Origin of the sequence: Kitasatospora paranensis (assembly GCF_039544005.1) — a bacterium.
Classification (GTDB): Bacteria; Actinomycetota; Actinomycetes; order Streptomycetales; family Streptomycetaceae; genus Kitasatospora; species Kitasatospora paranensis.
Window position 1 is genome coordinate 727,039 of the sequence record NZ_BAABKV010000001.1, and the last position, 26,588, is coordinate 753,626.

The 26,588-nt window shown below is 73.2% G+C and carries 21 protein-coding genes and 5 pseudogenes; 14 read left to right on the forward strand and 12 right to left on the reverse strand.

The window, feature by feature from the left end:
* Nucleotides 1–15 precede the first annotated feature (15 nt).
* The 6 genes and pseudogenes from ligA to araA all read left to right on the forward strand — a co-directional run bounded on the left by ligA (nt 16) and on the right by araA (nt 9,426).
* Nucleotides 16–2,042 (forward strand): annotated as a pseudogene (gene ligA, locus ABEB13_RS03775) (NAD-dependent DNA ligase LigA).
* 888 nt (nt 2,043–2,930) lie between these two features.
* Nucleotides 2,931–3,914 carry an ABC transporter substrate-binding protein gene (locus ABEB13_RS03780; protein WP_345704270.1) on the forward strand — a complete coding sequence of 328 codons (984 nt, stop codon included), beginning with the start codon at nt 2,931–2,933 and terminating at the stop codon, nt 3,912–3,914.
* Between the two features lie 82 nt (nt 3,915–3,996).
* On the forward strand, nt 3,997–5,520 hold the full coding sequence (locus ABEB13_RS03785) for a sugar ABC transporter ATP-binding protein (RefSeq protein WP_345704271.1): 1,524 nt from the start codon (nt 3,997–3,999) through the stop codon (nt 5,518–5,520).
* On the forward strand, nt 5,517–6,563 hold the full coding sequence (locus ABEB13_RS03790) for an ABC transporter permease (RefSeq protein ID WP_345704272.1): 1,047 nt from the start codon (nt 5,517–5,519) through the stop codon (nt 6,561–6,563). Before ABEB13_RS03785 ends, ABEB13_RS03790 begins: the two co-directional genes overlap by 4 nt.
* Nucleotides 6,560–7,534: a galactofuranose ABC transporter, permease protein YjfF gene (yjfF, locus tag ABEB13_RS03795; protein ID WP_345704273.1), complete on the forward strand. Its 975-nt coding sequence runs from the start codon at nt 6,560–6,562 to the stop codon at nt 7,532–7,534. The genes ABEB13_RS03790 and yjfF overlap by 4 nt, the downstream gene beginning before the upstream one ends.
* Nucleotides 7,535–7,917: 383 nt before the next feature.
* Nucleotides 7,918–9,426: an L-arabinose isomerase gene (gene araA / locus ABEB13_RS03800; protein WP_345704274.1), complete on the forward strand. Its 1,509-nt coding sequence runs from the start codon at nt 7,918–7,920 to the stop codon at nt 9,424–9,426.
* 40 nt (nt 9,427–9,466) lie between these two features.
* Here araA and ABEB13_RS03805 read toward each other — a convergent pair whose 3' ends face one another.
* From ABEB13_RS03805 to ABEB13_RS03815, 3 genes are all read right to left on the reverse strand, one after another.
* Nucleotides 9,467–10,312: a class I SAM-dependent methyltransferase gene (locus ABEB13_RS03805; protein WP_345704275.1), complete on the reverse strand. Its 846-nt coding sequence runs from the start codon at nt 10,310–10,312 to the stop codon at nt 9,467–9,469.
* Nucleotides 10,313–10,413: 101 nt separating this feature from the next.
* A complete protein-coding gene (locus tag ABEB13_RS03810) occupies nt 10,414–11,001 on the reverse strand; it encodes a hypothetical protein (RefSeq protein WP_345704276.1) in 588 nt (195 codons plus the stop codon).
* 149 nt (nt 11,002–11,150) lie between these two features.
* Nucleotides 11,151–12,656, reverse strand: coding sequence for an arabinofuranosidase catalytic domain-containing protein (locus tag ABEB13_RS03815; RefSeq protein ID WP_345704277.1), 1,506 nt, complete (start codon nt 12,654–12,656; stop codon nt 11,151–11,153).
* 415 nt (nt 12,657–13,071) lie between these two features.
* On the opposite strand from ABEB13_RS03815, the gene ABEB13_RS03820 reads away from it, so the two are divergent.
* The 5 genes from ABEB13_RS03820 (at nt 13,072) to ABEB13_RS03840 (ending at nt 16,543) form a co-directional block, all read left to right on the forward strand.
* Nucleotides 13,072–14,211 (forward strand): FAD-dependent oxidoreductase, encoded by a 1,140-nt coding sequence (locus ABEB13_RS03820; RefSeq protein WP_345704278.1) that lies wholly within the window; start codon nt 13,072–13,074, stop codon nt 14,209–14,211.
* A 124-nt stretch (nt 14,212–14,335) separates the two neighbouring features.
* Nucleotides 14,336–14,608, forward strand: coding sequence for a hypothetical protein (locus tag ABEB13_RS03825; protein ID WP_345704279.1), 273 nt, complete (start codon nt 14,336–14,338; stop codon nt 14,606–14,608).
* Nucleotides 14,609–14,690: 82 nt separating this feature from the next.
* The gene (locus tag ABEB13_RS03830) at nt 14,691–14,969 is read left to right on the forward strand and encodes a hypothetical protein (RefSeq protein WP_345704280.1); all 279 of its coding nucleotides are present in this window, start codon (nt 14,691–14,693) and stop codon (nt 14,967–14,969) included.
* Between the two features lie 118 nt (nt 14,970–15,087).
* Nucleotides 15,088–15,771: an alpha/beta hydrolase gene (locus ABEB13_RS03835; protein ID WP_345704281.1), complete on the forward strand. Its 684-nt coding sequence runs from the start codon at nt 15,088–15,090 to the stop codon at nt 15,769–15,771.
* A 229-nt stretch (nt 15,772–16,000) separates the two neighbouring features.
* On the forward strand, nt 16,001–16,543 hold the full coding sequence (locus ABEB13_RS03840; RefSeq protein ID WP_380231994.1) for a GNAT family N-acetyltransferase: 543 nt from the start codon (nt 16,001–16,003) through the stop codon (nt 16,541–16,543).
* A 55-nt stretch (nt 16,544–16,598) separates the two neighbouring features.
* Here the strand turns inward: ABEB13_RS03840 and ABEB13_RS03845 are convergent, their stop codons facing one another.
* Nucleotides 16,599–17,183 carry an XRE family transcriptional regulator gene (locus tag ABEB13_RS03845; protein WP_345704283.1) on the reverse strand — a complete coding sequence of 195 codons (585 nt, stop codon included), beginning with the start codon at nt 17,181–17,183 and terminating at the stop codon, nt 16,599–16,601.
* Nucleotides 17,184–17,413: 230 nt separating this feature from the next.
* On the opposite strand from ABEB13_RS03845, the gene ABEB13_RS03850 reads away from it, so the two are divergent.
* Together ABEB13_RS03850 and ABEB13_RS03855 are read left to right on the forward strand one after the other, a co-directional pair.
* Complete coding sequence (locus tag ABEB13_RS03850; RefSeq protein WP_345704284.1) at nt 17,414–18,637, forward strand: MFS transporter; 1,224 nt, start codon at nt 17,414–17,416, stop codon at nt 18,635–18,637.
* Nucleotides 18,607–18,846, forward strand: a complete 240-nt coding sequence (locus tag ABEB13_RS03855) for a hypothetical protein (protein WP_345704285.1) — start codon at nt 18,607–18,609, stop codon at nt 18,844–18,846. The genes ABEB13_RS03850 and ABEB13_RS03855 overlap by 31 nt, the downstream gene beginning before the upstream one ends.
* A 36-nt stretch (nt 18,847–18,882) precedes the next feature.
* On the opposite strand, the gene ABEB13_RS03860 is transcribed toward ABEB13_RS03855, so the two are convergent.
* From ABEB13_RS03860 to ABEB13_RS03885, 6 genes and pseudogenes are all read right to left on the reverse strand, one after another.
* Nucleotides 18,883–19,344, reverse strand: coding sequence for a rhomboid family intramembrane serine protease (locus ABEB13_RS03860; RefSeq protein ID WP_345704286.1), 462 nt, complete (start codon nt 19,342–19,344; stop codon nt 18,883–18,885).
* A complete protein-coding gene (locus tag ABEB13_RS03865; protein WP_345704287.1) occupies nt 19,245–19,841 on the reverse strand; it encodes a rhomboid family intramembrane serine protease in 597 nt (198 codons plus the stop codon). The genes ABEB13_RS03860 and ABEB13_RS03865 overlap by 100 nt, the downstream gene beginning before the upstream one ends.
* A gap of 194 nt (nt 19,842–20,035) precedes the next feature.
* Nucleotides 20,036–20,875 (reverse strand): siderophore-interacting protein, encoded by an 840-nt coding sequence (locus tag ABEB13_RS03870; RefSeq protein ID WP_345704288.1) that lies wholly within the window; start codon nt 20,873–20,875, stop codon nt 20,036–20,038.
* Nucleotides 20,876–21,053: 178 nt separating this feature from the next.
* Nucleotides 21,054–21,598 (reverse strand): annotated as a pseudogene (locus ABEB13_RS03875) (MOSC domain-containing protein).
* Nucleotides 21,599–21,752: 154 nt separating this feature from the next.
* Nucleotides 21,753–22,055: a hypothetical protein gene (locus tag ABEB13_RS03880; protein ID WP_345704289.1), complete on the reverse strand. Its 303-nt coding sequence runs from the start codon at nt 22,053–22,055 to the stop codon at nt 21,753–21,755.
* Between the two features lie 674 nt (nt 22,056–22,729).
* Nucleotides 22,730–23,751, reverse strand: a pseudogene (locus ABEB13_RS03885) (bile acid:sodium symporter family protein).
* A 206-nt stretch (nt 23,752–23,957) separates the two neighbouring features.
* On the opposite strand from ABEB13_RS03885, the gene ABEB13_RS03890 reads away from it, so the two are divergent.
* Complete coding sequence (locus ABEB13_RS03890; RefSeq protein WP_345704290.1) at nt 23,958–24,644, forward strand: GntR family transcriptional regulator; 687 nt, start codon at nt 23,958–23,960, stop codon at nt 24,642–24,644.
* 84 nt (nt 24,645–24,728) lie between these two features.
* Here the strand turns inward: ABEB13_RS03890 and ABEB13_RS03895 are convergent.
* Nucleotides 24,729–25,554: pseudogene (locus tag ABEB13_RS03895) on the reverse strand (alpha/beta fold hydrolase).
* A gap of 282 nt (nt 25,555–25,836) precedes the next feature.
* A pseudogene (locus ABEB13_RS03900) lies at nt 25,837–26,532 on the reverse strand (SDR family oxidoreductase).
* Between the last annotated feature and the right edge of the window lie 56 nt (nt 26,533–26,588).

Below are 26,588 nucleotides of genomic sequence, written 5' to 3' on the forward strand. Positions count from 1 at the left end.
CGGGATGATGGATCCATGACCCACGCTGCTCCGCTGGCCACCGCCGGCGCCTACACCGATGCCGTCGCCACCGCAGTCGCGGCGGCCGCCGCCTACTACGCCGACGGCACGACGCCCTGGGCGACGACGAGTACGACGCGCTGGTGCGCGGCATCGAGGCGTACGAGGCCGCGCATCCCGAGCAGGTACTGCCGGACTCCCCCACGGGGAAGGTCGCGGGCGGCGCGGCCACCGGCGACGTGCCGCACCAGGCCCCGATGCTCAGCCTCGACAACGTGTTCTCGGCCGAGGAGCTGGCGGCCTGGGCGGCGGGCCTGGAGCGGCGCCTCGGCCGGCCGGTGGCGGGCTGGTGCGTGGAGCCCAAGCTCGACGGCCTCGCCATCGCCGCCCGCTACCGGGCGGGCGAGCTCGTCCAGGTCCTGACCCGCGGCGACGGCCTGGCCGGCGAGGACATCACCCACTCCGCCGACGCCGTCCTCGGCCTCCCCGGCCGGCTCGCCGAGCCGATCGACGTCGAGCTGCGCGGTGAGGTCCTCCTGACGGGCGATCAGTTCGACCACGCCAACCAGGTCCGCACCGAGCACGGCGCCGTTCCCTTCGCCAACCCCCGCAGCGGAGCCGCCGGCACCCTGCGGGCGAAGGACCGGCCGTACCGGATCGAGCTGACCTTCTTCGCCTACGGGGCCCTCGGCCTGGACGGGGATCTCGGCCACGCGGCGCTCCTCGACCGGATCGGCGCCCTCGGGGCGAACACCGCCGCGACCACGGCCGCGCACCCCGCCCGCTTCGGGACGGTCGAGGAGGTCCAGCAGCGCGTCGAGGAGATCGCGGCGCTGCGGGCCGCGCTGCCATTCGGCATCGACGGCGTGGTGGTGAAGGCCGACTCGGCCGCCGACCAGGAGCAGGCCGGCTCCGGCTCCCGCGCGCCCCGGTGGGCCGTCGCGAGGAAGCTGGCCGCCCAGCACAAGGTCACCCGGCTGCTGGACGTGGAGTGGAATGTCGGCCGGACGGGCATCATCGCCCCCGCGGCGTCCTCGAACCGGTGGTCATCGACGGCGTCACCGTCACCTACGCCACCCTGCACAACCCCGCCGACATCACCCGCCGCGGACTGATGCTCGGCGACCGGGTCTTCGTCTACCGCGCGGGCGACGTGATCCCCCGCGTGGAGGCACCGCTGGCCGACGAGCGCACCGGCGCGGAGCAGCCGATCGTCTTCCCCGAGGTCTGCCCGCGCTGCGGCGACGCCATCGACACCTCCGAGCAGCGCTGGCGCTGCGTGCGCGGCCGCGGCTGCCAGGCCGTCGCCTCCATCCGCTACGCCGTGGGCCGGGACCAGCTCGACGTCGAGGGCCTCGGCGGCACCCGCGCCGTCCAGCTCGTCGACGCGGGCCTGGTCACCGACATCGCCGACCTGTTCACCCTCACCAAGGAGCAGCTCCTCACGCTGGAGCGAATGGGCGACACCAGCGCCGACAACCTCCTCGCCGGGATCGAGGCCGCCCGCACCCGGCCGCTGGGCCGGGTGTTCGCCGCGCTCGGTGTCCGCGGCACCGGCCGGTCGCTGTCGCGCCGGATCGCGGCGCACTTCGGCAGCATGGCGGCCATCAGGGCGGCCGACGCCGACACCCTGGCGGAGGTCGACGGCATCGGCGTGGAGAAGGCCCGGGTCATCGTGGCGGAGCTGGCGTCCCTGGCGCCGGTCATCGACAAGCTGATCGTCCAGAACGTCGGCACCGCGGTGAGCGAGCCCACCGCCGCTCCGGCCGGCCAGGACACCGGGGCCACGGCCGGTCCGCTCGCCGGCGAGACCGTGGTCGTCACCGGCAGCATGAGCGGCGCCCTCGCCGAGCTCTCCCGCAATGCGGTGAACGAGCTGATCGAACGCGCGGGGGCAAGGCCGCGTCCTCGGTCTCCAAGCGCACCACGCTGCTCGTCGCCGGCGAGAAGGCCGGCTCCAAGCGCGCCAAGGCCGAGGAGCTGGGCATCCGGGTGCTCTCCCCGAGGAGTTCGCCCTCCTGGTCGCCGAGCACCTGGGCTGACCCCGACGGCCGGCGGCGCCGCACGGGCGCCCCGGCCGTGCACGGCTTTCACCGGCCCGGGCCCCTGCGCGCAGGCTCTCGGGCCGGCCCGTCGGCGGAACGGGTCCGGCGCAGGGCTGCGGCGCAGGGCCGCGGTGCACGGCGGGCGCCAATGGGGTTGCCGGAGCGGTGATCCGCCCAACACCTTTGCGCTCAGGGGTGTGTGGTGCTTCGCGCATTGGATGTTAGCGTTCACAGACATCCTGTCAAGACCTTCGGCAGTACCGGACGGAACGGGCCGCACCGCCGCCACCCCCGGCGCACCGGTCGTCGCGGGCCACCGCGACCGCCCCGCCGAACCGCGCCCGCAGGGCCGACCCACGACCACACAAGCCGCACAGGACAAGGGCGAGCCGCACAGGGCGGCCCGTGCCGGACATCGCCGCAGGTCCGACCGCCGCCGGGCCAACCAACCCCCGATGCACAGCGCGACCTCCGCACCGAGCACCCGTCGCCACGACTCCCGCCCCGCCGGAGAACCGCACCGCAGCCCGGCAAGGCGATCCCGGACCAGGCCTAACAGCCCTTTCCCCAGGGGAACTTCAGACCCCGGATCCGGTCGTGGTCAAGATTGGATAACGCGCCGCACCCCTCTTGCACCCACATCTTGTTAGCGCTAACAATCTCACCTGAGCGAAACGCCGGCGCCGTCCCACCGACACACGGGCACCGGTCCAGGCCCCCACCCGCACCGCCCGCTCCACCTCCTTCCGACGCTTCACCCACCCCTCCCCCGGAGGCCGGCACCCCGTGCCCGGCCGCTGCACAACCCTTCCGATCTGCCGCCCCACGGCCGCCCCGCGGCCCCGCAGCCGGAGGGGGACCGGAACTACCGAGAGGAAGAACCCCATGTCCAAGAGAGCTGCGGCCGCCGTGATCGCCGGCGCCATGATCGCCACCCTGTCCGCCTGCTCCTCGGGTGCCGCCGGCGCCGGCGACGCCAAGGGCTCCGGCCACAAGCTCGTCATCGGCTTCTCGCAGGTCGGCGCCGAGAGCGGCTGGCGCACCGCCAACACCAAGTCGATCCAGGACGCGGCCAAGAAGGCCGGCGTCGAGCTGAAGTTCTCCGACGCGCAGCAGAAGCAGGAGAACCAGATCAAGGCGATCCGCTCGTTCATCCAGCAGAAGGTCGACGTGATCGCCTTCTCGCCGGTGGTCGAGTCGGGCTGGGACACCGTGCTGAAGGAGGCCAAGGCCGCGCACATCCCGGTGATCCTCACCGACCGCGCGGTCGACTCCCAGGACACCTCGCTGTACGTCTCCTTCCTGGGCTCGGACTTCGTCGAGGAGGGCAAGAAGGCCGGCGACTGGCTGGTGAAGGAGTACCAGGGCAAGCCGGGGGACGTGAACATCGTCCAGCTGGAGGGCACCACCGGCTCGGCCCCGGCGAACGACCGCAAGTCGGGCTTCGCGGACGTGATCAAGGGCGATTCGAAGTTCAAGATCGTGGCCTCCCAGACGGGCGACTTCACCCGGGCCAAGGGCAAGGAGGTCATGCAGGCCTTCCTGAAGTCCCAGCCGAAGATCGACGTGCTCTACGCGCACAACGACGACATGGCGCTCGGCGCCATCCAGGCGATCGAGGAGTCCGGCAAGAAGCCCGGCACCGACATCAAGATCGTGTCCGTGGACGGCGTCAAGGACGCCTTCACCGCAATGTCCCAGGGCAAGATCAACTTCGACGTTGAGTGCAACCCCCTGCTCGGCGACCAGCTGATGGAGCTCGCCCAGAAGGTCAAGGCCGGCGAGAGCGTCGAACGCCGCATCAAGACCACCGAGGGCACCTTCACCCCGGAGCAGGCCACCGCCGCCCTGCCGAACCGCCAGTACTGACCCGGCCCGGAGACCGGGGCGCCCCCCCGACCTGCCCCCGGGCGGGCGCCCCGCACCCCGATCCACCACGAGAGGAGGGCCGATGCCACAGCAACCGGTCCTGGAAGTGCACGGGCTCCGCAAGGAGTTCCCGGGCGTGCTGGCGCTGGACGGGGTCGACTTCCGGCTCTTCCCCGGCGAGGTGCACGCACTGATGGGTGAGAACGGCGCCGGCAAGTCCACCCTGATCAAGGTCCTCACGGGCGTGTACGCGTCGGACGGCGGCCAGGTGCTGCTCTCCGGCCGCCCGGTACGGATCGCCGGCCCGCTGCAGGCCCAGCAGGCGGGCATCTCGACGGTCTACCAGGAGGTGAACCTCTGCCCGAACCTCTCGGTCGCGGAGAACATCCTGATCGGCCGCGAGCCCCGTCGGCGGGGCCTCATCCACTGGGCCGAACTGCGCCGCCGCGCCGCCCGGTCGGTGGCCGCACTCGACCTGGACATCGACGTCACGACACCGCTGGCCGACCACTCGATCGCCGTCCAGCAGCTCGTCGCCATCGCCCGCGCGGTCGACGTCTCCGCCAAGGTCCTCGTTCTCGACGAGCCGACCTCCAGCCTCGACCGCGACGAGGTCGCCCGACTCTTCGCCGTGATGCGCCGGTTGCGCGACCACGGGGTGGCGATCCTGTTCGTCTCGCACTTCCTCGACCAGATCTACGAGATCTGCGACCGGATGACGATCCTGCGCAACGGCCGGCTCGAAGGCGAGTACCTCACCCGGGACCTGAGCCAGATGCAGCTGGTCTCCCGGATGATCGGCGCCGAACTGGAGGGCCTGGAGAGCCTGTCGGGCACCGCCCGCAAGCAACCCGCCGCGCTCCGCGGCGGCGCCCCGTTCCTGCGGGCCGACGCGCTCGCCCGCCGCGGCGCCGTCGAGCCCTACGACCTCGCCATCCAGCCGGGCGAAGTCGTCGGCCTGGCAGGCCTGCTGGGCTCCGGCCGGACGGAAGCCGCCCGGCTGCTGTTCGGCGCGGACCAGGCCGACGGCGGCACCGTCCGGATCGAGGGCCGTGAGACCGCCCTGCGCAACCCGCGCACCGCGATCGGCCACGGCATCGCCTTCTGCTCGGAGAACCGCAAGACCGAGGGGCTCGTCGGCGAACTCACCGTCCGCGAGAACATCGTGCTCGCCCTGCAGGCCGCCCGCGGCTGGACGAAGCCGCTCGGCCGCACCGCCCAGGACGAACTCGCCATCCGCTGGATCCGCGCCCTCGACATCCGCCCCGACAACCCCGAGGCGCTGGTGCGCAACCTGTCCGGCGGCAACCAGCAGAAGGTCCTGCTGGCCCGCTGGCTCATCACCGACCCGAAGCTGCTCATCCTGGACGAGCCCACCCGCGGCATCGACATCGGTGCCAAGGCCGAGATCCAGAAGCTGGTGGCCAAGCTCGCCGAGGACGGCATGGCCGTGCTCTTCATCTCCGCCGAGCTGGAGGAGGTGCTGCGCCTCAGCCACAAGGTCGGCGTCCTGCGCGACCACCGGATGGTCGCGCAGCTCCGCAACGACGGCGAGCTGACCCCGGAGCGCATCATGACGACGATCGCGAGCGGAGCACAGCGATGACCAAGCACCGCCTCTTCTGGCCCGCAGCCGTGCTCGCCGCACTCCTGCTGGCCAACGTGGCCTTCACGCACGACTTCTTCGCGATCCGGATCAAGGACGGCCACCTCTACGGCAGCCTGATCGACATCCTGCACTTCGGCGCCCCGCTGATCCTGGTGGCGCTGGGCATGACCCTGGTCATCGCCACCGGCGGCATCGACCTCTCGGTCGGCTCCACCGTCGCCATCGCCGGCGCCCTGGCCTGCCTGCACATCAGCGAGGCCCCCGACCCCGGCAGCGTCGGCACCGTCCTCACCGCCGTCGCCCTCGCCCTGGCCGTCGCGCTCGTCCTCGGACTGGCCAACGGCCTGCTGGTCTCCCGGGTCGGCGTCCAGCCCATCATCGCCACCCTGATCCTCATGGTGGCCGGCCGCGGCGTCGCCCAGCTCATCACCGACGGCCAGATCATCACCGTCACCAGCGCGCCCTACCAGCTGATCGGTGGCGGCTACTGGCTGACCGCGCCGTTCTCCATCCTGCTCAGCGCCGCGATGGTGCTCCTGACCGCGCTGCTCACCCGTTCCACCGCGCTCGGCCTGCTGCTGGAGTCCGTCGGCGGCAATCCGGTCGCCAGCCGCCTCGTCGGCATCCGGGCGACCCGGCTGATCGCCCTGGTCTACGTCTTCAGCGCGCTGTGCGCGGCCGTCGCAGGCCTGATGATCAGTTCCAACGTGTCGGCCGCCGACGGCAACAACGCCGGCCTCTGGATCGAGCTGGACGCCATCCTCGCGGTGGTGATCGGCGGCACCTCGCTCAACGGCGGCCGGTTCTCACTCGGCGGTACCGTGCTCGGCGCACTGGTGATCCAGACGCTGTCCACCACCATCTACACCATCGGCATCCCGCCCGAGACCACCCTGGTGTTCAAGGCTGTCGTGGTGATCACCGTCTGCCTGATCCAGTCGCCGCAGTTCCGGACCAGGCTGGCCCGGCGCCGCACGGCACACCACCGCACCGCGGCCGGGACCGCAGCCGCACCCGCAAACCTGGAGGTCGGCGCATGAACGCCACCGTCGCCGCCAAACTCCGCGCCCACGTCCCGCTCGTGGTGACCGCCGTCCTGCTGGTCACCATGTTCGGCGCCGGATCCGTCCAGTACGACGGCTTCTTCTCCGGCCAGGTGCTGCTCAACCTGCTGATCGACAACGCCTTCCTGCTGGTCGTCGCCGTCGGCATGACGTTCGTCGTCCTCACCGGCGGCATCGACCTGTCGGTCGGCGCGGTCGTCGCACTCGCCACGATGATCTCCGCCTGGCTGGTCGAGAAGCACCACTGGCCGGCGCTGCTGGTGATCCCGCTCGTGCTGGCGATCGGCACCGCGGGCGGAGCCCTGATGGGCTGGATCATCCACACCTTCGAGATCCAGCCGTTCATCGTGACCCTGGCCGGCATGTTCCTGGCCCGCGGCCTCTGCTACACCATCAGCGTCGAGTCCATCTCGATCACCGACTCCTCGTACACCGCCATGGCGCAGACCCGCATCCCGCTGCCCGGCGGCATGTTCCTCTCCCCCAGCGCGGTGATCGCGGTCGTCGTGGTGGTCGCGGCCTTCGTGGTCCTGCACCACACCCGGCTGGGCCGCAACGTGTACGCACTCGGTGGCAGCGAGCAGTCCGCCCTGCTGATGGGCCTGCCGGTGACCCGGACGAAGGTCACCGTCTACGCGGTCAGCGGCTTCTGCTCGGCCCTCGGCGGCGTCCTGCTCACCTTCTACATGCTGTCCGGCTACGGCCTGCACGCGGTGGGCCTGGAGCTCGACGCGATCGCCGCCGTCGTGATCGGCGGCACCCTGCTCACCGGCGGGTCGGGCTACCTGCTCGGCACGGTGCTCGGCGTCCTGGTGCTGGGACTCATCCAGACCGTCATCAGCTTCCAGGGCACCCTGAGCTCCTGGTGGACCCGCATCGTGATCGGTGGCCTGCTCTTCGTGTTCATCGTCCTGCAGCGGCTGATCACCCGGAGCCGGCGCGCGTAGGGCCTTTCCGACACCGGCCCGCACCGGGCCACCCTCCCGGTGCGCGCCACGCCTGCGGCAGCAATCAGTTGCTCGCCGCCTCTCCACCCATGCCCTCCCGACAGCCCGCACTCCGCCCGCCGGACGGCCCCCCGCTTCGGTCCGTCCGGTCGCGGCGGCACCCGTTCCGCTCCTCCTGAGGGTGAGGCCGCGGAACACCGGCCGGCCGCCGGCCCGCAACGATGCGGAGCACGCCGGCGGCCGGCACCGGCCCCGTCACCACCGGCTGCCACACAACCGGCCCCGTCACCACCGGCCTCGTCGCCACCACCGCCCGCGGCGCAGGGCTGCCCACGCGCAGCCGCGCCGCTCCCCGTCCCGTCCGCACCGCGAGGAGATCCGCCATGCCCCTGAACCGTCCCGTGCACGCGATCTGGTTCCTGACCGGCAGTCAGGGCCTCTACGGTCCGGAGACGCTGGAGCAGGTCGCCGAGCAGTCCCGCGGTGTCGCGGCGCAGTTGGAGGCGTCCGGGGATGTCCCGGTGCCGGTGGTGTGGCAGCCGGTGCTGACGGATGCCGCGGCGATCCGGCGGATCTGTCTGGAGGCGAACGCGGACGATGCCTGCATCGGGCTGATCGTGTGGATGCACACGTTCTCGCCGGCCAAGATGTGGATCGCCGGCCTGGATGCGCTGCGCAAGCCGCTGCTCCATCTGCACACGCAGGCCAACACGCATCTGCCCTGGTCCACCATCGACATGGACTTCATGAACCTGAACCAGGCCGCGCACGGCGACCGCGAGTTCGGCTACATCCAGTCCCGCCTCGGCGTCTCCCGCAAGACCGTCGCCGGCCACGCCACCGATCCCCGGGTTGTCGGGCGTGTCGGTGACTGGGCCCGGGCCGCGGCCGGCCGCGCCGAGCTCGCGAGCCTGAAACTCGCCCGCTTCGGCGACAACATGCGCGACGTCGCCGTCACCGAGGGCGACAAGATCGAGGCCCAACTCCGCCTCGGCGTCTCCGTCAACACCTACGGCGTCAACGACCTCGTCGCCGTCGTCGACGCGGTCACCGACGCCGACGTCACCGAACTCGTCAAGGACTACGACGACCTGTACCGCCTCGCCCCCGAACTGCGCCCCACCGGCGACCGCCACCACGCCCTGCGCTACGCGGCCCGCATCGAACTCGGCCTGCGCACCTTCCTCACCGACGGCGAGTTCCGCGCCTTCACCACCAACTTCGAGGACCTCGGCGGCCTGCGCCAACTCCCCGGCCTCGCCGTGCAGCGCCTGATGGCCGACGGCTACGGCTTCGGCGGCGAGGGCGACTGGAAGACCGCCACCCTCCTGCGCACCCTCAAGGCCGCCGCCGAGGGTCTGCCCGGCGGCACCTCCTTCATGGAGGACTACACCTACCACCTGGAGCCGGGCCAGGAGCTGATCCTCGGCGCCCACATGCTGGAGGTCTGCCCGAGCATCGCCGCCACCACCCCCAGCTGCGAGGTCCACCCGCTCGGCATCGGCGGCCGCGAGGACCCCGTCCGCCTCGTCTTCGACGCCGCCCCCGGCCCCGCCCTGGTCGTCGGACTCGCCGACATGGGCGACCGCTTCCGCCTCGTCGCCAACGAGATCGACGTCGTCGCACCCGTCGAACCGCTCCCGCAGCTGCCGGTGGCCCGCGCCGTCTGGAAGCCCCGCCCCGACTTCCGGACCTCCACCGAGGCCTGGCTCACCGCCGGCGGCCCCCACCACACCGTCCTCACCACCGCCCTCACCACCGACCACCTCGACGACCTCGCCGACATGCTCGCCGTCGAACTCCTCACCATCGACAACGACACCACGATGCGCCGCTTCACCCGCGAACTCCGCTGGAACCAGGCCTACCACCGCCTCGCCCAACACCTCTGACCCACCACCGACCACACCCCACCCCCACCGCCGCGCCCGGTCACCGGGTGTCGTGCGGCCTGCGCCAGATCTTGATCTCGGTGGCCGGCAGGCGTTCCGCGAAGAAGCCCCCGGGTGCCGCCTGCCGCAGCACTCCGCGCAGCTCCCGTTCGAAGTCCGCCTGCCGGTCGCCGAACAGGTGCGGCGCCGAGTCGGACCGGGAGAACACCCAGGCGACGAGGTCGTCGGCGGTGCGGCGGACGACCTCCCCGGCCGACACGACCAGCCGTTCGACATCCGCGAACCCGGCCCGTGCCAGGACGAGTTCCTCCCCGCCCGGCGTCCCGTCGACCAGCACGCCCTGCCCCGCGCGCCGCACCGGCCCCAGGTGGCGGCGCACCAGCGCGCCGATCTGCCCGTACGGGGGCGCGACCAGGGGCGGCGGCGCCGGCTCGGCGGGCGGGTGCTTGAGGTCGCTCACGTGGACGAACGCCCCGCCCGGCTCCAGCATCGTCCGCACGGTGGCGGCAACCGCGTCGCGATCCGTCCAGTGGAAGGACTGGGCGAACACCACGGCCCGGAACTCGCCCAGCCCGGCCGGCAGGTCCTCGGCCCGGCCGGCGACCCAGCGCACGGTGGTCACGCCACGGCGACCGGCCTGCCGCTCGGCCTCGGCCAGCATGCCCTCGTCCGGGTCGAGGCCGACCGAGGCGGTGAAGTACCGTGCCAGGGCGAGCACCACGGTGCCGGGCCCGCAGCCCACGTCGAGGAGCCGGCCGCGGCCGTCCAGGCGCAGCGCCGCCGCCAGCGCTTCGGCGAAGCCCGGAGCGTACGGCAGGCGGCCGCGCTCGTAGTGGGCTGCGCTCCCCTCGAAGAGGGTCCTGTCCCACTGCCATCCGTCAGCCACGGCGTTCCCCAACACGAGCCGATGAGGTCACCGGCCGATTCTCCGTCACCCCGCCCTTCCGGAGAAGCCGACCGCCCGGGGCCGGGGGACGCGGTCGGCCGTCAGGAGTAGACCACGGGGCAGCCGCGCCGCAGGACGTGCTGGGCCGCGCGCAGGTACATCGCGACGTAGAAGGCGGTGTCCAGATCCTCGCCCCAGGGGCCCGGTCGTACGGCGGCCAGCTCCTTCGCGGCGCCGTCGAGGAACCACATCGTCAGGTCGAGGTTGTCGCACATGGCCGGGACCTCGGCGGGCAGGCCCACGGCCGCTGCCAGCCGCTCCGCGACGGCGAGGACCTGGGGCGCCCCCGCGACCGTGGTCGAGTCCGAGTAGCCCGTCTCGATGGGCAGCAGGATCTCCTCGTCCAGCGAGAGCGGCACCATGACCGTCCAGCCGCAGACGGTGTCGGTCTCCTCGGGGGTGAGCTGCGCCCGGCACAGGGCGACGAACCCGTCCATCGGGGGGATGAGCTTCTCCTCGAAGGACTGCCCGGATCCACGGCGGAACTCCGCTTCCTGCGGCACGGATTCGTAGGCGGGCAGACCCCGCCGGACCAGCTCCGCGTTCAGTGCCGCGGCCGTGTCGCCCATCCCGTCCTCGTCCGCACCGAACCACTCCTCCGCGCCGACACTCACGAGGTAGATGCCCATGGCCGCACGCTACAGCGCACCGCCGACACGGCCCCGCCGCGGCGGGGCCGTGCGCGCCGCCGCAGCACGGGGCGGCGCCGTCCGCGGATTCGGTGCGGACGGCGCTGCTCTCCTTCACGGCCGTGGGCCGCGGGCCTGTGCCCGTGCGGTCAGGGGGCGATGTTCCACTGCTGGCAGGTGTTGTCGAGCTGGGCCCACTGCCGGACGACCGTGCCGTTGGCCGTCCCGCAGTTGGTCGCGTCGAGGGCCATGCCGTTGCCGACGTTGCTGATCGTCCAGTGGCTGCCGGCCGGGGTGACGTCCCAGGCCTGGCAGCGGTTGTTCAGGGACGCCCACAGCTGGACGATCGTCCCGTTCGAGCTGCCGCAATTCTTGGAGTCGAGGACCGTCCCGCTGTTGACGTTGGTGATGGTGTAGTGGCCGCCGCCCGCGCTGCTGAACTTCCACTGCTGGCAGGTGTTGCCGAGCGAGGACCACAGGTCGATCGCCGTGCCGTTCGCGGTACCGCAGTTGACCGCGTCGACGACCGTGCCGCTGTTGACGTTGGTCAGCCGGTAGGCGGTGCCGGCGACCGGGAAGCTCCGGCTCGGGGCGGCGTAGCCGACCGAGACGATGTTCGCCTGGACGGCGTTGTCGGCCGCGTCCGTCGGGTAGCCGGCGGTCATGACGCCCTCGAAGAACGAGCCGTCGGAGCCGTTGCTGTCGTCGCCGCCGGTGCCGAGGACGATGGCGCCCTCCTTCTGCATCGGGGTGTAGCCCCCGAGGTTGGGCAGCGCGCCGTTGTACTCGGTGGTGAGACTGCCGGACTGCGCGTTGCCGTCCTTGATGGCGTAGGTGGTGGTGCCGTTGTTCTTGAGCAGCGCCGTGACGAACGGGGAGGCGTTCCCCTTGTTGCCCGTCCAGGAGCCGTTCCCACCGGCGAAGAGGCCGTTCTCGAGGTCGGCCTGGACCCAGGGGCCTGATCCGGAGCACGGGGAGAACCAGCACTCCGTACCGAAGTTGATGGCGTCCATGTGGCCGTTGCCGGTGTCGTTGCCGGAGGTCTCGGCGTTGCCGTAGTCGAAGCAGCAGCGGTCGTTGACGTGCGTGCCGCTGGTCACCATGTAGGCGCCCTGCGGTGCGCTGCCGGTGGGGACGCCCGACGTGCTGTTGTTGCGGTAGCCGACGCCGGCCGACACCCAGACGCCGTAGGCGGCATGGCCACCGACCGTCACGGGGAGCGCGTTCGCGATCGCGCCGACGTCCTGCCCGCCGTTGCCGCCGGGGCCCTCGATGGTGAGGTGGTTGTGCCTGGCGCTCTGGTCGTAGATCTCGGTGATGGTGCAGACCGTGCCGGTGCAGAACGAGTCCTGCGCCGCGGCGTTGGCGTAGCCGCCGGCCGTGAGCGTGCCGATGTTGGTGGTCGCACCGTCCGAGGCACGCCTGACCTGGTACAGCGCACCGCTGTAACTCCCGTAGAGAGCACGGGTGGTGCTGTGCGCGGCGATACAGGGGGCACCGGCGGACGCGTAGATGTCGCACGGCAGGGAGGCCGCGGCCTGCGCGGTGCCCGCCGCACCGACGGTGCCGACCAGCATGCCGAGCACCACCGCCGCGGTGGTGCCCGCGGACAGCAGGGCCCTTCGCAGGTTTCGAAGTCGGATCCGAACGATCAAGGTGAATCACGTCCCGTTCTGGGTGGGCCGGGTGGGGGATCCGCACCGACCGGCCGTCCGGCAGCGACGACCGAGAAGTGTTAGCGCTAACAATCCGTCGCAAACGACGCCGCCCGGAGGCGACGTCAAGGGCGTGGTGCGCACGGCGAGGAGCACGGTGGCGCGGTGCGCATCACTATGGGTCAGGCACCCGGAGCCGTCAAGGTATCCGGCAGGTAAAATGTTAGCGTTCACAATAATCCCCGCCGAGCGCGTGGAGGCCTGCGCACAGGGCGAGTTGACGACAGATTCGATCCATCGCATCCGGCACACCGCACCGCCGCGGCGCCTGCTGCGCAGCGGCACCGACGGCCGACGGTGGCGCGGCTCCCGGCGGCCCCGGGCCGCCCCGGCGGCGCGTGGCACCATGGATGGCATGGGTGCCACAGGCGTACGGGAGCCGGCACCGGCGGCAGGGCTGCGGGTGGCCGTGGTCGGGTCCGGGCCGGCCGGGCTCTACACCGCGGAGGCGCTGCTCAAGCAGGTCGCAGCGGCCGACTGCCCGGTCCACGGGGTCGCGGTCGACGTCATCGAGCGGCTGCCGACACCGTACGGCCTGGTGCGCTACGGGGTGGCGCCCGACCATCCCTCGATCAGGTCGATCGCCGATCACCTCCGGCAGGTCCTCGAGGATCCCCGGGTGCGGTTCCTGGGCGGCCTCGCCTTCGGTCGGGACCTGGACCGCGAACTGCTGCTGCGCTGCTACGACGCGGTCGTCTACGCCACCGGCGCCGCCCGGGACAGACGGCTCGACGTCCCCGGGGAGGACCTGCCGGGCAGCGCCGCCGCGGCCGAGTTCGTCCGCTGGTACTGCGGGCACCCGGATGCGGCCCCCGAGGGCTTCACGCTGGACGCCGAATCGGTCGCGGTGGTCGGCAGCGGCAACGTGGCGCTCGACGTGGCCCGGGTCCTGGCCGAACCGGCCTCCGCACTCCGGACGACGGACGTCCCGGAACGGGTCCTCGCGGTGCTGGCGGCCAGCCGGGTCAGGGAGATCCACGTCCTCGGCCGGCGCGGGCCGGCACTGGCCAGGTTCACCACCCGGGAGCTGCGCGCCGTCGGGGAGCTGCCGGCCACCGACGTCCTGGTGGACCGGGCCGGGCAGGATCCGGGCGCTCTCGACCCGGCCGGCGGCAACGGCGGCCCGGTGCGGCCCGACCGGCGGGTCCGGGAGAACCTGGCCGTCCTCGCGGACTGGGCCGCCCGGCCGCCGCGCGGTCGGCCCCGGCGGGTCACGTTCAGGTTCTGGACGCGGCCGGTGGAGATCACCGGCCGGGACCGGGTCCGCGGCCTGGTCGTCGAACGCACCAGGCTGGAGGAGTCGGGCCGACTGGTCGGCACCGGCGAGCGCAGCACACTCCCGGTCCAGCTGGTGCTGCGGTCCGTCGGCTACCGGAGCGTGCCGCTGCCCGGGGTGCCGTTCGACGAAATGCGGGCGGTGGTGCCCAACGTCGAGGGACGCGTCCGGGGGCGGACGGCACTCCGCGCCCCGGCGAGTACGTCGCGGGCTGGCTGAAACGGGGGCCGACCGGCGTCATCGGCACCAACAAGTCGGACGCGGCCCAGACCGTCCGCTCCTGCTGGCGGATCTCCTCCCGGCCGCGGCCGCACCGTCCCACGACGGTCCGCCCGCGCCGGAGTTGACCGCGCTGCTGGCGGCGCGCGGCGTGCGGCCGGTCAGCTACGCCGACTGGCTCGGCATCGACGCGCGCGAACGGGAGCTGGCGGCCGAACTCGGCCGCGGCGCCCGCGTGAAGCTGGGCGGCTGGGCGGAGCTGCACCGGGCCTGCGGCCACGGGCCGCCCGGCGCCGAACAGCGGCCGGCCGCGCATCCGGGCCGCGGCGCCGATCCCGCCTGCCCAGCCGATCGCGGTGGCGCCGACGCCCGCCCGCCCGGGCCGTCCGGGGGCTGACCGATCCGCCGGAGCCTCCGGCCGGCCGGCACCCGTCGAACAGCGGGTTCCGGACGGACGGCGATCTCGATACGGTGCCGCCATGACCGTGTTCGCCTTCGTCGTGCTCGCCGTCCTCGCCTGGACGGCCCGTTCGGTGCACCGGATGGACCACCTGGCCCGGTGGCGCCGTCTGCTCCCGGCCGTGCTGCTCGCCGTCGGTGTCGCGGTCGCGGTCGGGTGTCACGACACCGCACCGCGAGCGGCAGGCTGGACGGCGACCGCGCTCGCCCTGGGCGGCTGGGCCGTGGGCCTGCACGCCCGGCGCACGGCGGGCCGACCGGCGGCCGCCCCCGGCACCTCGGCACCGTCCCGGGCATGACCCGGCACCCGACACCCGCCCGCCCCGGCCCGCCGCCGGGGCATCCGTCCGCCGCGTCACCAGCACGGGGCCGCGACCTCGCGCGCGGCCTGCCGACCGACGAGGGAGCACACCGCCGATGGCCCTGTTCGTCCTGATTCCCGGGGCCGCCGCAGGCCCGTGGTACTGGCACCTCCTCTCGGCCGAGCTGCACGAGCGGGGCCATGACGTGGTGGCGGTCGACCTGCCGTGCGACGACGACACGGCCGGACTCGCGGAGTACGCCGACACCGTCGTCGAGGCCGTCGGCGACCGGGCCGACCCGGTCCTGGTGGCGCACTCCTTCGGCGGGTTCACCGCGCCGCTGGTGTGCGACCGCATGCCGGTGGCCCTGCTGGTGATGCTTCAGGCGCAGGTCCCGGCACCGGGCGAGACCCCGGGCGAGTGGTGGGGAAACACGGGCTACCCGCAGGCCCGGCAGGCCCAGGACGCCCGCGACGGCAGGGATCCGGACGACGAGATTGCCCTCTTCTTCCAGGACACCCCGCCCGCCCTGGCCGCCGAGGCCGGGACGCACACCCGTGCGCAGTCGGCCACGCCGTTCCTGGCGCCCTGGCCGCTGTCGGCATGGCCGGACGTCCCCACCCGGTTCCTGCTGGCCCGGGACGACCGCTTCCTGCCCGCCGCCTACCTGCGCCGGATCGTCCGGGATCGGCTCGGCATCACCCCCGACGAGATGCCCGGCGACCACTGCCCCATGCTGGGACACCCGGTGGAACTGGCCGACCACCTGGAGGCGTACCTGACGACGGGCCTCCGGTAAGCGGGCGCCCACCCGGGTCGCAGCCGCCCCGGCAGGCGAGCCGCGCAGCCCAGTACCGCGTCCGGCACCGTCCGCCCGTCGAGGAGGGTCCGGTGGGGCGGGCCGGCGGCGGACCCGCAGAGTGCGCAATATCCGCTCGCGCGGAAGCCACCCGGGCTCTACCCTCGCGGCCATGACAGCTCACGAGGCGGCAGACGGCTCCCCCACCGCGCCCGACGGCACCCGCGTGGTGATCAGGCCGGAGACCCTTGACGACCACGACGCCGTGCGGACGGTGCACGCCGAGGCGTTCGGCGACGGTGAACGGGTCCCCGGGCTGGTGGCGGCGCTGCGCGTTGCGCGGGCCGCGACGGCGCCGCTGTCCTTCGTCGCCACCGTCGACGACCGGGTGGTCGGGCACGTGCTGTTGAGTGCCACCCGGCTCGACGCACCGCGCCGGATCGTCGACGTGCTGTCCCTGTCGCCGCTGGGCGTCCTCCCCGCCCACCAGCGCCGGGGCATCGGCTCCCGGCTGGTCGCCCACGCCCTCGCGGCGGCGGAGGGCCGGGGCGTGCCGCTGGTGTTCCTGGAGGGCTCCCCGCGCTACTACGGCAGCCGCGGCTTCGAGGCCGCCGGCCCGCTGGGGTTCCGTTCCCCGTCGCTGCGCATCCCCGGACCCGCCTTCCAGGTCGCCCGGCTGTCGGCCCACGAGCCCTGGATGACGGGCACGTTCGTCTATTCGGACGTCTTCTGGGACTTCGACTGCGTCGGCCTGCGCGAGCACGGCATCTGACGGACCGTCCGCTCGGCCGGCGGTGCAGCCCCCGGCCAAACCGGGGCCCCGACCGTCACCCCCGGGGCTTCGCCCGGACGTGCATCCGCTCCCCCTGCCGCCCGAAGAGGCTGAGCACCTCGACGGGCCGCCCGTCCGCGCTGCTGAACCAGTGCGGTACCCGGGTGTCGAACTCGGCCACCTCGCCGGGGCCGAGGACGATGTCGTGCTCGGCCAGGACGAGCCGCAGTCGCCCGTCCAGCACGTAGAGCCACTCGTAGCCCTCGTGCGTCCGGAGCTCCGGCTCGGCGCCCCGACTCGCGATGACCATCTTGTACGCCTGGAGCGGGCCCGGGCTCCGGCTCAGCGGGACGAAGACCCCGCCGCTCGGCAGTGCCCGGGGCGTCAGCCGCACCCGGGGGTCCCCCACTTCGGGCGCACCGACCAGGTCGTCCAGCGGCACGTTGTAGGCGCCCGCCAGGGGCAGCAGCAGCTCCAGGCTCGGGCGCCGCTGCCCCGACTCCAGCCGGGACAGCGTGCTCTTGGAGATGCCGGTCGCCTCGGACACCGCGGCCAGGGTGAGGCCGCGCCGCTCGCGCAACCGCCGGAGCCGGGGACCGACCTCGTCGAGGACCGCCTGGTACGTCGGTGGTGATTCCATGGGGGCATTCCACCGCGCCGTCCCGGAATCGGCAACAAACATTGCCGCGGTGCGTCCGCCGGAGGCACGCTCCCGGGCATGAACCCACACCACGAGTCCGGCACCGGACTCCACCCCACCGGCTGCCGGATCGCCGCGGCCCTCGCGGCCGTCGCGGTCCTCGCGGAAGAGCGGAGGGCACGGTGACGCTCCTCAGCAGGCAACGGAACGGGGCGATCACGCCCGACGGCATGCCACGGGCGTCGTCCGTCCGGTGGGTCCTCGCCGGGCTGTCGCTCTCCATGGTGCTGTCCTCGCTCGGCACCAGCAGTGCCAACGTCGCACTGCCGACGCTGGCGCGCGCCTTCGGTGCCTCGTTCCAGGAGGTGCAGTGGATCGTCCTCGCCTACCTGCTGGCCGTCACCAGCCTGGTCGTCAGCGTCGGACGGCTCGGTGACCTCACCGGCCGCCGGCGGCTACTGCTGGCCGGGATCTCGCTGTTCACGGCGGGCTCGGTGCTGTGCGGGGCCGCTCCCGCGCTCGGGATCCTGATCGCCGCCCGGGCCCTGCAGGGCACCGGCGCGGCCGTCATGATGGCCCTCACCATGGCGTTCGTGGGCGAGACCGTCCCGACCGCCCGGACGGGCAGCGCCATGGGCCTGCTCGGCACGATGTCCGCGATCGGCACCGCCCTCGGTCCGTCCCTGGGCGGCGCGCTGATCTCCGGCCCCGGCTGGCGGGTGATCTTCCTCCTGAACGCCCCGCTGGGCCTGCTGGCCCTCGTCCTGGCCCACCGCCACCTGCCGCCCGACCGTCACCGGGCCGCCGCCGAGCGGACCGGCCTCGACCGGACCGGCTTCGATGGGGTCGGCACGCTGCTGCTCGCCCTGACCCTGGCCGCGTACGCCCTCGCGATGACGCTCGGGCACGGCAGCTTCGGGTCGCTCAACCTGACGTTGCTGGTGGCGGCCGCCGGCGGGGCCGGCCTGTTCGTCCGGGCCGAGTCGAGGGCCGCTTCGCCCCTGATCCGCCCGGCGGTGCTGCGTGATCCGCTGCTGCGGGCGGGCCTCGGCACGAGCGCCCTCGTCTCGACGGTGATGATGGGGACGCTGGTGGTCGGGCCGTTCTACCTCGCCCGCGGCCTCGGGCTCGGCAACGCCGCCGTCGGACTCGCCCTGTCCGCCGGTCCGTTGGCCACCGCCCTGGCCGGTGTGCCGGCCGGTCGCCTCGCGGATCGCTTCGGCGCCCCGAGGATGACCGTCCTCGGGCTCGCAGGCATCGCCGCCGGCTCCGTCGTCCTGGCCCTGACGCCGACGGCGCTCGGCCTCCTCGGCTACCTCGCCCCCTCGTGGTCGTCACCGCCGGCTACGCCGTCTTCCAGACCGCGAACAACACCACCGTCATGGCGGACGTCCACCCCGATCGACGGGGCGTCGTCTCGGGCATGCTCAACCTGTCGCGCAACCTCGGCCTGATCACCGGCGCCACGGTGATGGGCGCCGTGTTCAGCCTCGCCGCGGCCACCGCGGACGGGACACGGAACATGGCGACGGACGTGACGACGGCGCACCCCGCGGCCGTTGCCGCCGGAATGCGGATCACCTTCGCGGTGGCGGCGCTGCTGATCCTGGGCGCGCTCGCCCTCACCGTGGCCGGCCGCGCACGGGCGCGCCGGGCGGGATAGGAGGATCCGGCGGAGCCGTCCGCCCCGGCGGCCGCCTCAGCTCCAGGGCGTGTTCATCAGGAGGTCCGAGGTCTTCAGGGCGACCGCGGCCACCAGTACCAGCGCCACACCCACCGTGCCGGCGGCCTGGACCGCACTGCGGCCGCGCGGTGAGCGGTTCGGGGCGAGGGCGAGGACGGCACCGACCGCGGCACCCGCCAGCAGGCCGCCGAGATGGCCCTGCCAGGAGGTGAAGCCCGCCGAGACGACCAGCCAGACCAGCGAGCCGCCGAGGAGCCGGCCGCTGTCGAGCGGGTCGTGGCGGATCCGCCGCGCCATCACGACGTAGGCGCCGGTCAGTCCGAAGACGGCCCCGGACGCGCCGATCGCGGGCTGGTCGGGTGCCAGCACGTACTCCATCACCGCGCCGCCGAGCGCGGACACCAGGTACAGGCCGAGGAAGCGGACCCGGCCGAGCCATCCCTCCAGGACACGGCCGAGCAGCCACACCCAGTACATGTTGACCGCGATGTGGGCGATCCCGAAGAGGCCCTGGGTCGGGGGAGATGGAGGAACGCCGAGGTGATCAGCCGGTACCACTCGCCGTGCGCGATGCCGACCGCGTGATAGCCCGCCGGGAGGTACGGCGCGTCGACCGTGTAGTAGCCGCCGTCCGGCCCGACGACGGACTGCCCCAGCGCGGAGAACCGGTCGACGATCCCGGGGCCGGCGAGCTCCGCCAGGTAGGCCAGGACGTTGAGCACGATCAGCGTCCAGGTCAGGACGGGGAGGGCCGCGGCGCGCCCGCCGAAGCGGGTGACCGTCGGTCGGGCGCTCCGGGCCGCGCCCTTCACGCATTCCACGCACTGGTAGCCGACGGCCGCGTCGCGCCGACAGTCCGGGCAGGCGTACCGGTCGCACCGGGTGCACCGGATGTACGACTCCCGGCCGGGGTGGCGGAAGCAGACGGCGGTCGGCGGTGCCGCGGCCGGCCCGGTGGTCGGCGTGCTGTCCATGGGCGGGGCTCTCCGGAGGTGCTGACGGGGCATGGTGAAGGCGACGCCGCCCCCGGGGGGGACGGCGGGACCACAACCTAGCGGAGCCCTCCGACACGGTGATCACCGGCCCGACGGCCGGCCGGCCCCCGCGGACACCCGTCCCGCCGCGTCCGCCCGGAGACCGCGGGCGGACGCGGCGTCAGGGGCCCGCGTCAGGACGCGGCGCTGTCCTGCTCGGCCTCGACCTGGGCATTCCACTCGCGCTTCGAGGCCTGCCAGCCGTCCTCGTTGTGGCCGAGCCGCCAGTAGCCGGAGATCGAGAGGTCGGAGAGCGGGATCTGCCGTTCGATCCGCAGCAGCCGGCGCAGCTCCTTCACGAACCCGGCCTCGCCGTGCACGAAGGCGTGCACCCGGCCCGCGGGGAACTCCAGCGCGCGCACGGCTTCGACCAACGCCGCACCGACCGGCCGCTCCCCGCGGTGCAGCCAGACGACCTCCGCCGGGGAGGCGATCTTCTGCTCGTCCTCGGGCCCCGCGACCTCCACGAAGGCACGGACCTCGGTGTGTTCGGGCAGGGCCTCCAGCGCGGCCGCGATGGCGGGCAGGGCGCTCTCGTCGCCGGCCAGCAGGTGCCAGTCGGCGGTGGTGTCGGGGGTGTAGCCGCCGCCGGGGCCCATGAAGCGCACGATGTCGCCGGGCTTGGCGCGCGCTGCCCACGGACCGGCCAGGCCCTCGTCCCCGTGGACGACGAAGTCCAGCTGGATTTCACGCAGTTCGGGGTTCCAGGCACGAACGGTGTAGGTGCGGGTGACCGGCCACTGCTCCCGCGGGAACTCCTCGCGGATCCGTTCCAGGTCGAACGGCTCCGGATAGGTCACGCCCTCGGCCGGGAACAGCAGCTTCACGTAGTGGTCGGTCGCCGTGCCGGCCGTGAACTCCGCGAGCCCCTCGCCGCCGAGGACGACGCGCTGCATGTGCGGGGTGAGCCGCTCGGTACGGACGACACGGGCGGTGTGCGGCGTGCGGGGCCTGCGGGCCGGGCGCTCTGCCATGGGTCTCCCTCGGATCTGATGTCTGGCCTCACCCGAACAGTAGCGGCCCGGCGGCCACCGGAAGTCCCGGCGGCCACCGGGCCACCGGGCCCCGGAGCCACGGGGTCCGGCACCGTGGAGAAGGCCCGCTGACGGGGGGTCGGCAGCCTCCGCCGTCAGACGGAGGCCCAGGCCCGGGTCAGACGCGTTCGAGCGGGCGGTGCGGGCCGGCGGGCGCCTCGACCTCGATCACGTCGCCGGGGCGAACCTCGCCGCCCTGCCGGATCACCCCCATGATCCCGGACTTGAACGTGAACTCGCCGGTCTCCGCGTCGATCGCGAAGACCTCCTTCAGCAGGCCCTTGCAGAAGGAGTCGATCTGCGCGCACGGGTTGCGCAGACCGGTGACCTCGATGATCGCCCCGGCGCCGAGGTGCAGCAGGGCCCCGGTCGGGAGGCCGAGCAGGTCGATCCCGCGGGTCGAGATGTTCTCGCCGAGCTCACCGGCCGCCACCGCGAAGCCCTTCACGGCGAGCTCGTCGAAGAGCTCCTCGTGGATGAGGTGGACCTGGCGCAGGTTGGGCAGGTCCGGCTCGTACTGCATGCGGAACCGGTGCTTGATGGTCTCCCCGGCGTGCACGTCCCCGCCACGCCGAGGCCGGTGAGCAGGGTGATGCTCGCGCGGTTCGGCTTGCTGAAGGAGTACGTCGCGTTGCTGCTGACCGCTGTGACCCGCGCCGCCATGTGTCCGCTCTCCTCCGCCGGTGGTGCTGGTGCCGACGAGGGTATCCGGCCGCCTCGCGGGCGGGCGCCGGCCGGGCGGCCGAGGTCGGCCGGGTGCGCGGGTCGGCCGGGTGCGCGGGTCGGCCGGGTGCGCGGGTCGGCCGGGTGCGCGGGGTTACGAGGCTGCGGCGATCCGGGCGTACTCCAGGGCCGCGGCCCACAGCTCGCCGGCGGACGGCCGGGCACCGGGGCCCGCGTTGAGGGCGGCCTGGGCGTTCATGGCGGCAAAGCCCCACAGTTCGCGCCGCTCGCCGCGGGCGGCGGCCTCGGCGCCGCGCAGGGCGGTCACGATGCCGGGTCCGGTGACCGGGACGGCGGGCGGGACGGGCAGGAAGGCCCAGAGGTCGGCGAGGGCCTGCACGAAGGGGTCGAGGGGATCGGAGAGCCGGGACGGCTCGTGGGCAGTGGTGTCGGACATGCGATCACCGTCGCACGTGGATCTGACAGACCGACAGCAGCGTGTCGAGCGCCCGTCCACCGTGCAGGCCGGGACGGCCCCCGCCCGGGCAGGACGCTGTCGTGCGCCGGCGGATCCGGAGGGTGGTCGGGGCCCCGCCGCGCTCGGGGGTCCGCAAGCGGGGCCGCGTGGTTCCAGGTTGGGCCAAGCCGCCGGGCCTCGGCGCGGGCGGGTACGCCGCTCGGGGCGGCCCCTCGACACGGTTCACCCCTCCTGCCGAACGGCGCCGCTCCGACGGACTCCGTAGGTTGCACCGCCGGGCCCGACCATCGCGCCGCAGCGGGGCGCGGGTCCGACCGCCCCGGGGGTGGAAGCGGCCGGACCCTTCTGCGGCGGAGGCGCCGACGGCCGGGGGACAGCACGTCGGGACCTCCGATGACCCCGCCGACAGGCCGTCTGTCCCGTCACGCCCCGACCAAACCTGCGGGCTGCCCGCGAAGTCCAAGGGCCTCGGCAGGCCCTTGCGGTCGACTGCCCGGCGGCGAGGACCGTCCCCGCTCTTGTCGGCCCTGACCGGCCCGGGTGCGCACTTCTGTCTACGACATCCCGGGGCGACCGCGCGCGGGCCGGACCGGCCGGGCCGTACCCCGCGCGTCACGCGGGTGCATCGGGGATCTCTTCGCCGGCCGGAGGCATCAGCCGACCGGGACGGCCGCCGCCTCCGCCGGCCTGCGATCGGCGGCCGTCGCCGCGCCCCACCGGCGGGCCAGCACCGTGCAGGCCATCAGCTGCACCTGGTGGAAGAGCATCAGCGGCAGCACGACGAGGCCGAGGCCCGAGGAGGCGAACAGCACCGCAGCCATCGGCAGCCCGCTCGCCAGGCTCTTCTTCGAGCCGCAGAAGACCACCGTGACGCGGTCCTCGCGGGAGAACCCCAGCCGCCGCGCGCCCTGGTCGGTCAGGGTGAGTGCGGATGCCAGGAGCACCAGGCAGACCACCAGCAGCAGGAGCAGCCTGCCGGGCGACACGGTGTGCCAGACCCCGGCCACCATGCCTTCGCTGAAGGCGCCGTAGATGACGACGAGGATCGATCCGCGGTCCACCGCCGTCACCAGCGGCTTGTGCGCGGCGATCCACCCGGCTGTCCAGCGGCGCGAGAGCTGGCCGAGCAGGAACGGCAGCAGCAGTTGCAGGACGAGGGTCAGCACCGCTCCCCGTCGAGCCGCACCGCGCCCGCACCGCCCAGGAGCAGGGAGGCCAGCAGCGGCGTGACCACGATCCCGACCAGGCTGGAGAACGACGCCGCGCAGACCGCCCCGGCGGTGTTGCCACCGGCGATCGTCGTGAAGGCGATCGAGGACTGCAAGGTGGACGGCAGCAGACACAGGAAGAGCACACCGCGGGCGAGGTCCGGACCGAGCACGGGGGCCGTCAGCGCCCGGGCGGCCAGCCCGAGCAGCGGGAAGAGCGCGAACGTGGCGGTGAGGATGGTGAGGTGCAGCCGCCAGTGGGTCGCGCCGGCCAGCGCGGCCCGCGGCGACAGCCGGGCACCGTAGAGGAAGAACAACAGGCCGATCAGGACGGTCGTGGCCGCCGAGAGCCCGCGGGCCGCGGACCCGTCGGCGGGGAGCACGACGGCGAGGGCGACGGTGGCCAGGATGGCCAGCAGGTAGGGATCGATCCCGAGGCGTTCGAGGTGCGGGGTGACGTGCTTCACCGGTGGCCCCCGGACGGTGCGGGCCCGCCGCGCCCGGCATTCGGGCGGTGGCGGCCCCTGCGGCCGGCGGCAGGCTCCGGGAGAGGGTATCGGGGGGCGGGAAGGGGGCACGTCGCCGTTGATCGGGCCGGGACCGGGTTGTAGTACGTTCGCCACGCCAGCTCTTTCGCCGAAGGAGCAGCGATTGTATCCAATCGAGGTTGATCATGGATGACGAGGCCGGGCGGTCGGCGACGGGTCGCGGACGGGTCTCGCCGCAGGCGGTCGTCCGGGCAATCCGCGAGGACCTGATCCGGGGCGTCCACCCGCCCGGCCGGCGGCTGACCGAGGAGGCCATGGCGGCCCGCTACGGGGTGTCCCGGGTGCCGGTCCGCGAGGCGCTGCGCTCACTGGAGGCCGAGGGCTTCCTGGTGAGCCGCCCGTACGCGGGCATCGCCGTGGTGGAGTTGAGCGACGACGAGGCCGAGGACCTGCTGGAGATCCGGGCCCTGCTGGAGCCGCTGGGCGCGGGGCGCGCCGCCCTGCGGCGCACGGCCGAGCAGGTCGGACGGATGAAGGAACTCGTCTCGCTGGGCACGGAGGCCGCGGAGGACGGACGGCTGGAGGAGCTCGCGCGGCTGAACAGCCGGCTGCACGAGGTGATCGCCACCGCCTCCGGGAGCCGCACGCTCAGTCAGCTGGTCACCCAGCTCAGCAACAAGATCGCCTGGGTGTACGCGGCCGAACTGCCCCGCCGGGCCACGGACTCCTGGCGGGAGCACGTGGAGATCGTGGCGGCGATCGAGGAGGGCGACCAGGAGCGGGCCCGCGACCTGGTGGCCCGTCACATCGTGCTCGCCCAGTCGGCATACCGGCGTCGCCGACCGGATCCGGACGCCGGACAGGACGGGTAGCATCGAGAAGTTGTATACAACCCGCGTACAACCGATGGGCGCCCGCCCGCTGCGCGCGGCCGGGCGCCCGGTCGGAGCGGTGGCTCAGCTGCGGGCAAAGGCGAGCAGGTCGGCGTTGAACGTCTCGGCGAACTTCGGCACCATGGCGAGGCCGTGGGGCGCACCCGGTAGATCTTGTAGACAGCGCCCTTGACCAGCTTCGACGACTTGTCACCGGAGGCCACGATGGGGACGATCTGGTCGTCGTCGCCGTGCACGATGAGCGTCGGCACGTCGATCTTCTTGAGGTCCTCGGTCAGGTCGGTCTCCGAGAACGCCTTGACGCAGTCGTAGGCCCCCTTGATGCCCACCGACATGCCCCAGAGCCAGAACTCGTCGCGGGTGCCCTGGGTGACGGTCGATCCGTCGCGGTTGGCTCCGTAGAAGGGGCCGCTCAGCTCCCTGAAGAACTGGGACCGGTCGCTCGCCACACCGTCGCGGATGCCGTCGAAGACATCGATCGGCAGACCTTCCGGATTGGCGTCCGTCCTGAGCATCAACGGGGGATGGCGCCGACCAGGACGGCCTTGGCCACCCGGCCGGATCCGTGCCGGCCGAGGTAGCGCGTGACCTCACCGCCGCCGGTCGAGTGGCCGACCAGGATGGCGTCGCGGAGGTCCAGCGCCTCGATGACCGCGGCCAGGTCGTCCGCGTAGGTGTCGAGGTTGTTCCCGTCCCAGGGCTGACCGGAGCGTCCGCCGCCGCGCCGGTCGTGGGCGATGGCACGGAACCCGTTGTCCGCCATCAGCTTCAGCTGAGGGTCCCAGGCGTCGGCGGTGAGCGGCCAGCCGTGGGAGAAGACGACCGGCTGGCCCGAGCCCCAGTCCTTGTAGAAGATCTGGGTGCCGTCCGCGGCGCTGACAAAGGGCATGGCATTCCCCTTCGAAGTGGTCCAGGTGGATCCGGATTGTCCCCGAGGTTCCCGTGCCCGGGCCGCGCCGCCGAGGAGTCGTCCGAGGACGCACGTGGACAGCGCAGTGGCCGCGCTGCAGGAATCCGGGTCACCGCCACGCGGCCGACGGAAGGGCACGTCGTGCTGCTCACCCTAGTCGCCCGACATCCGTTCAGCGCGCCCGGCGGAATCCGCTCGGCGCGCCCGGCGGGACCCCGGGCCGCGGGATCGACCGGATCCCGCGACGCACGGGGCAGCCGCTCAGGACACCTGCGGGTACAGCCCCGCGACGCCGGAGGACAAGCCGGCCAGTACCCGGCGGCTGGTGTCGTCGGCGACGATCTCGTGGGCGCCGGCCGCGATGCCGTCCACGGCGAGCCGGGCGACCTCCACCGGGTCCGTCTTGGGGGCGGTGATCCCCCGGGTCATGTCGGTGTCCATGTAGCCGACGTGCAGGCCGGCCACCCGGATGCCCCGGTCCGCGAGCTGCACGCGCAGGGCGTTGGTGAGCGACCACTCGGCCGACTTGGCCGCGGAGTAGGCGCCGGCCCGGGGAAGCTCACCCAGGACAGCACCGAGAGGATGTTGAGGACGGCGCCGCCGCCGTTCGCCGCGATCTGCGGAGCGAAGGCCCGGACGACCGACAGGGTGCCGAAGTAGTGGGTCTCCATCTCCAGCCGGATGCTCTCGGGATCACCCGTCAGCAGGTCGCTGCCGGTGGATGTGCCCGCGTTGTTGACGAGGACGGTGACATCGCCGGTGGCCGCGGCGGCCGCGGCCACCGAGAGGATCGGTGATGTCGAGGGCGATCGGCTTGGCGCCGGGCAGGTCGACCAGGTCGGGGTTGCGCGCACCGGCGTAGACGGTGGCGCCGCGCGCGAGCAGCTCGCGACTCAGCTCGCGGCCGAGGCCGCGGTTGGCTCCGGTGACGAGGACGGTGCTGGTGGAGAGGTCCATGACTGGCTCCGGGGGTGTCGGTGGGTACGGGGGTCGGTGAGTACGGAGGTCGGGAC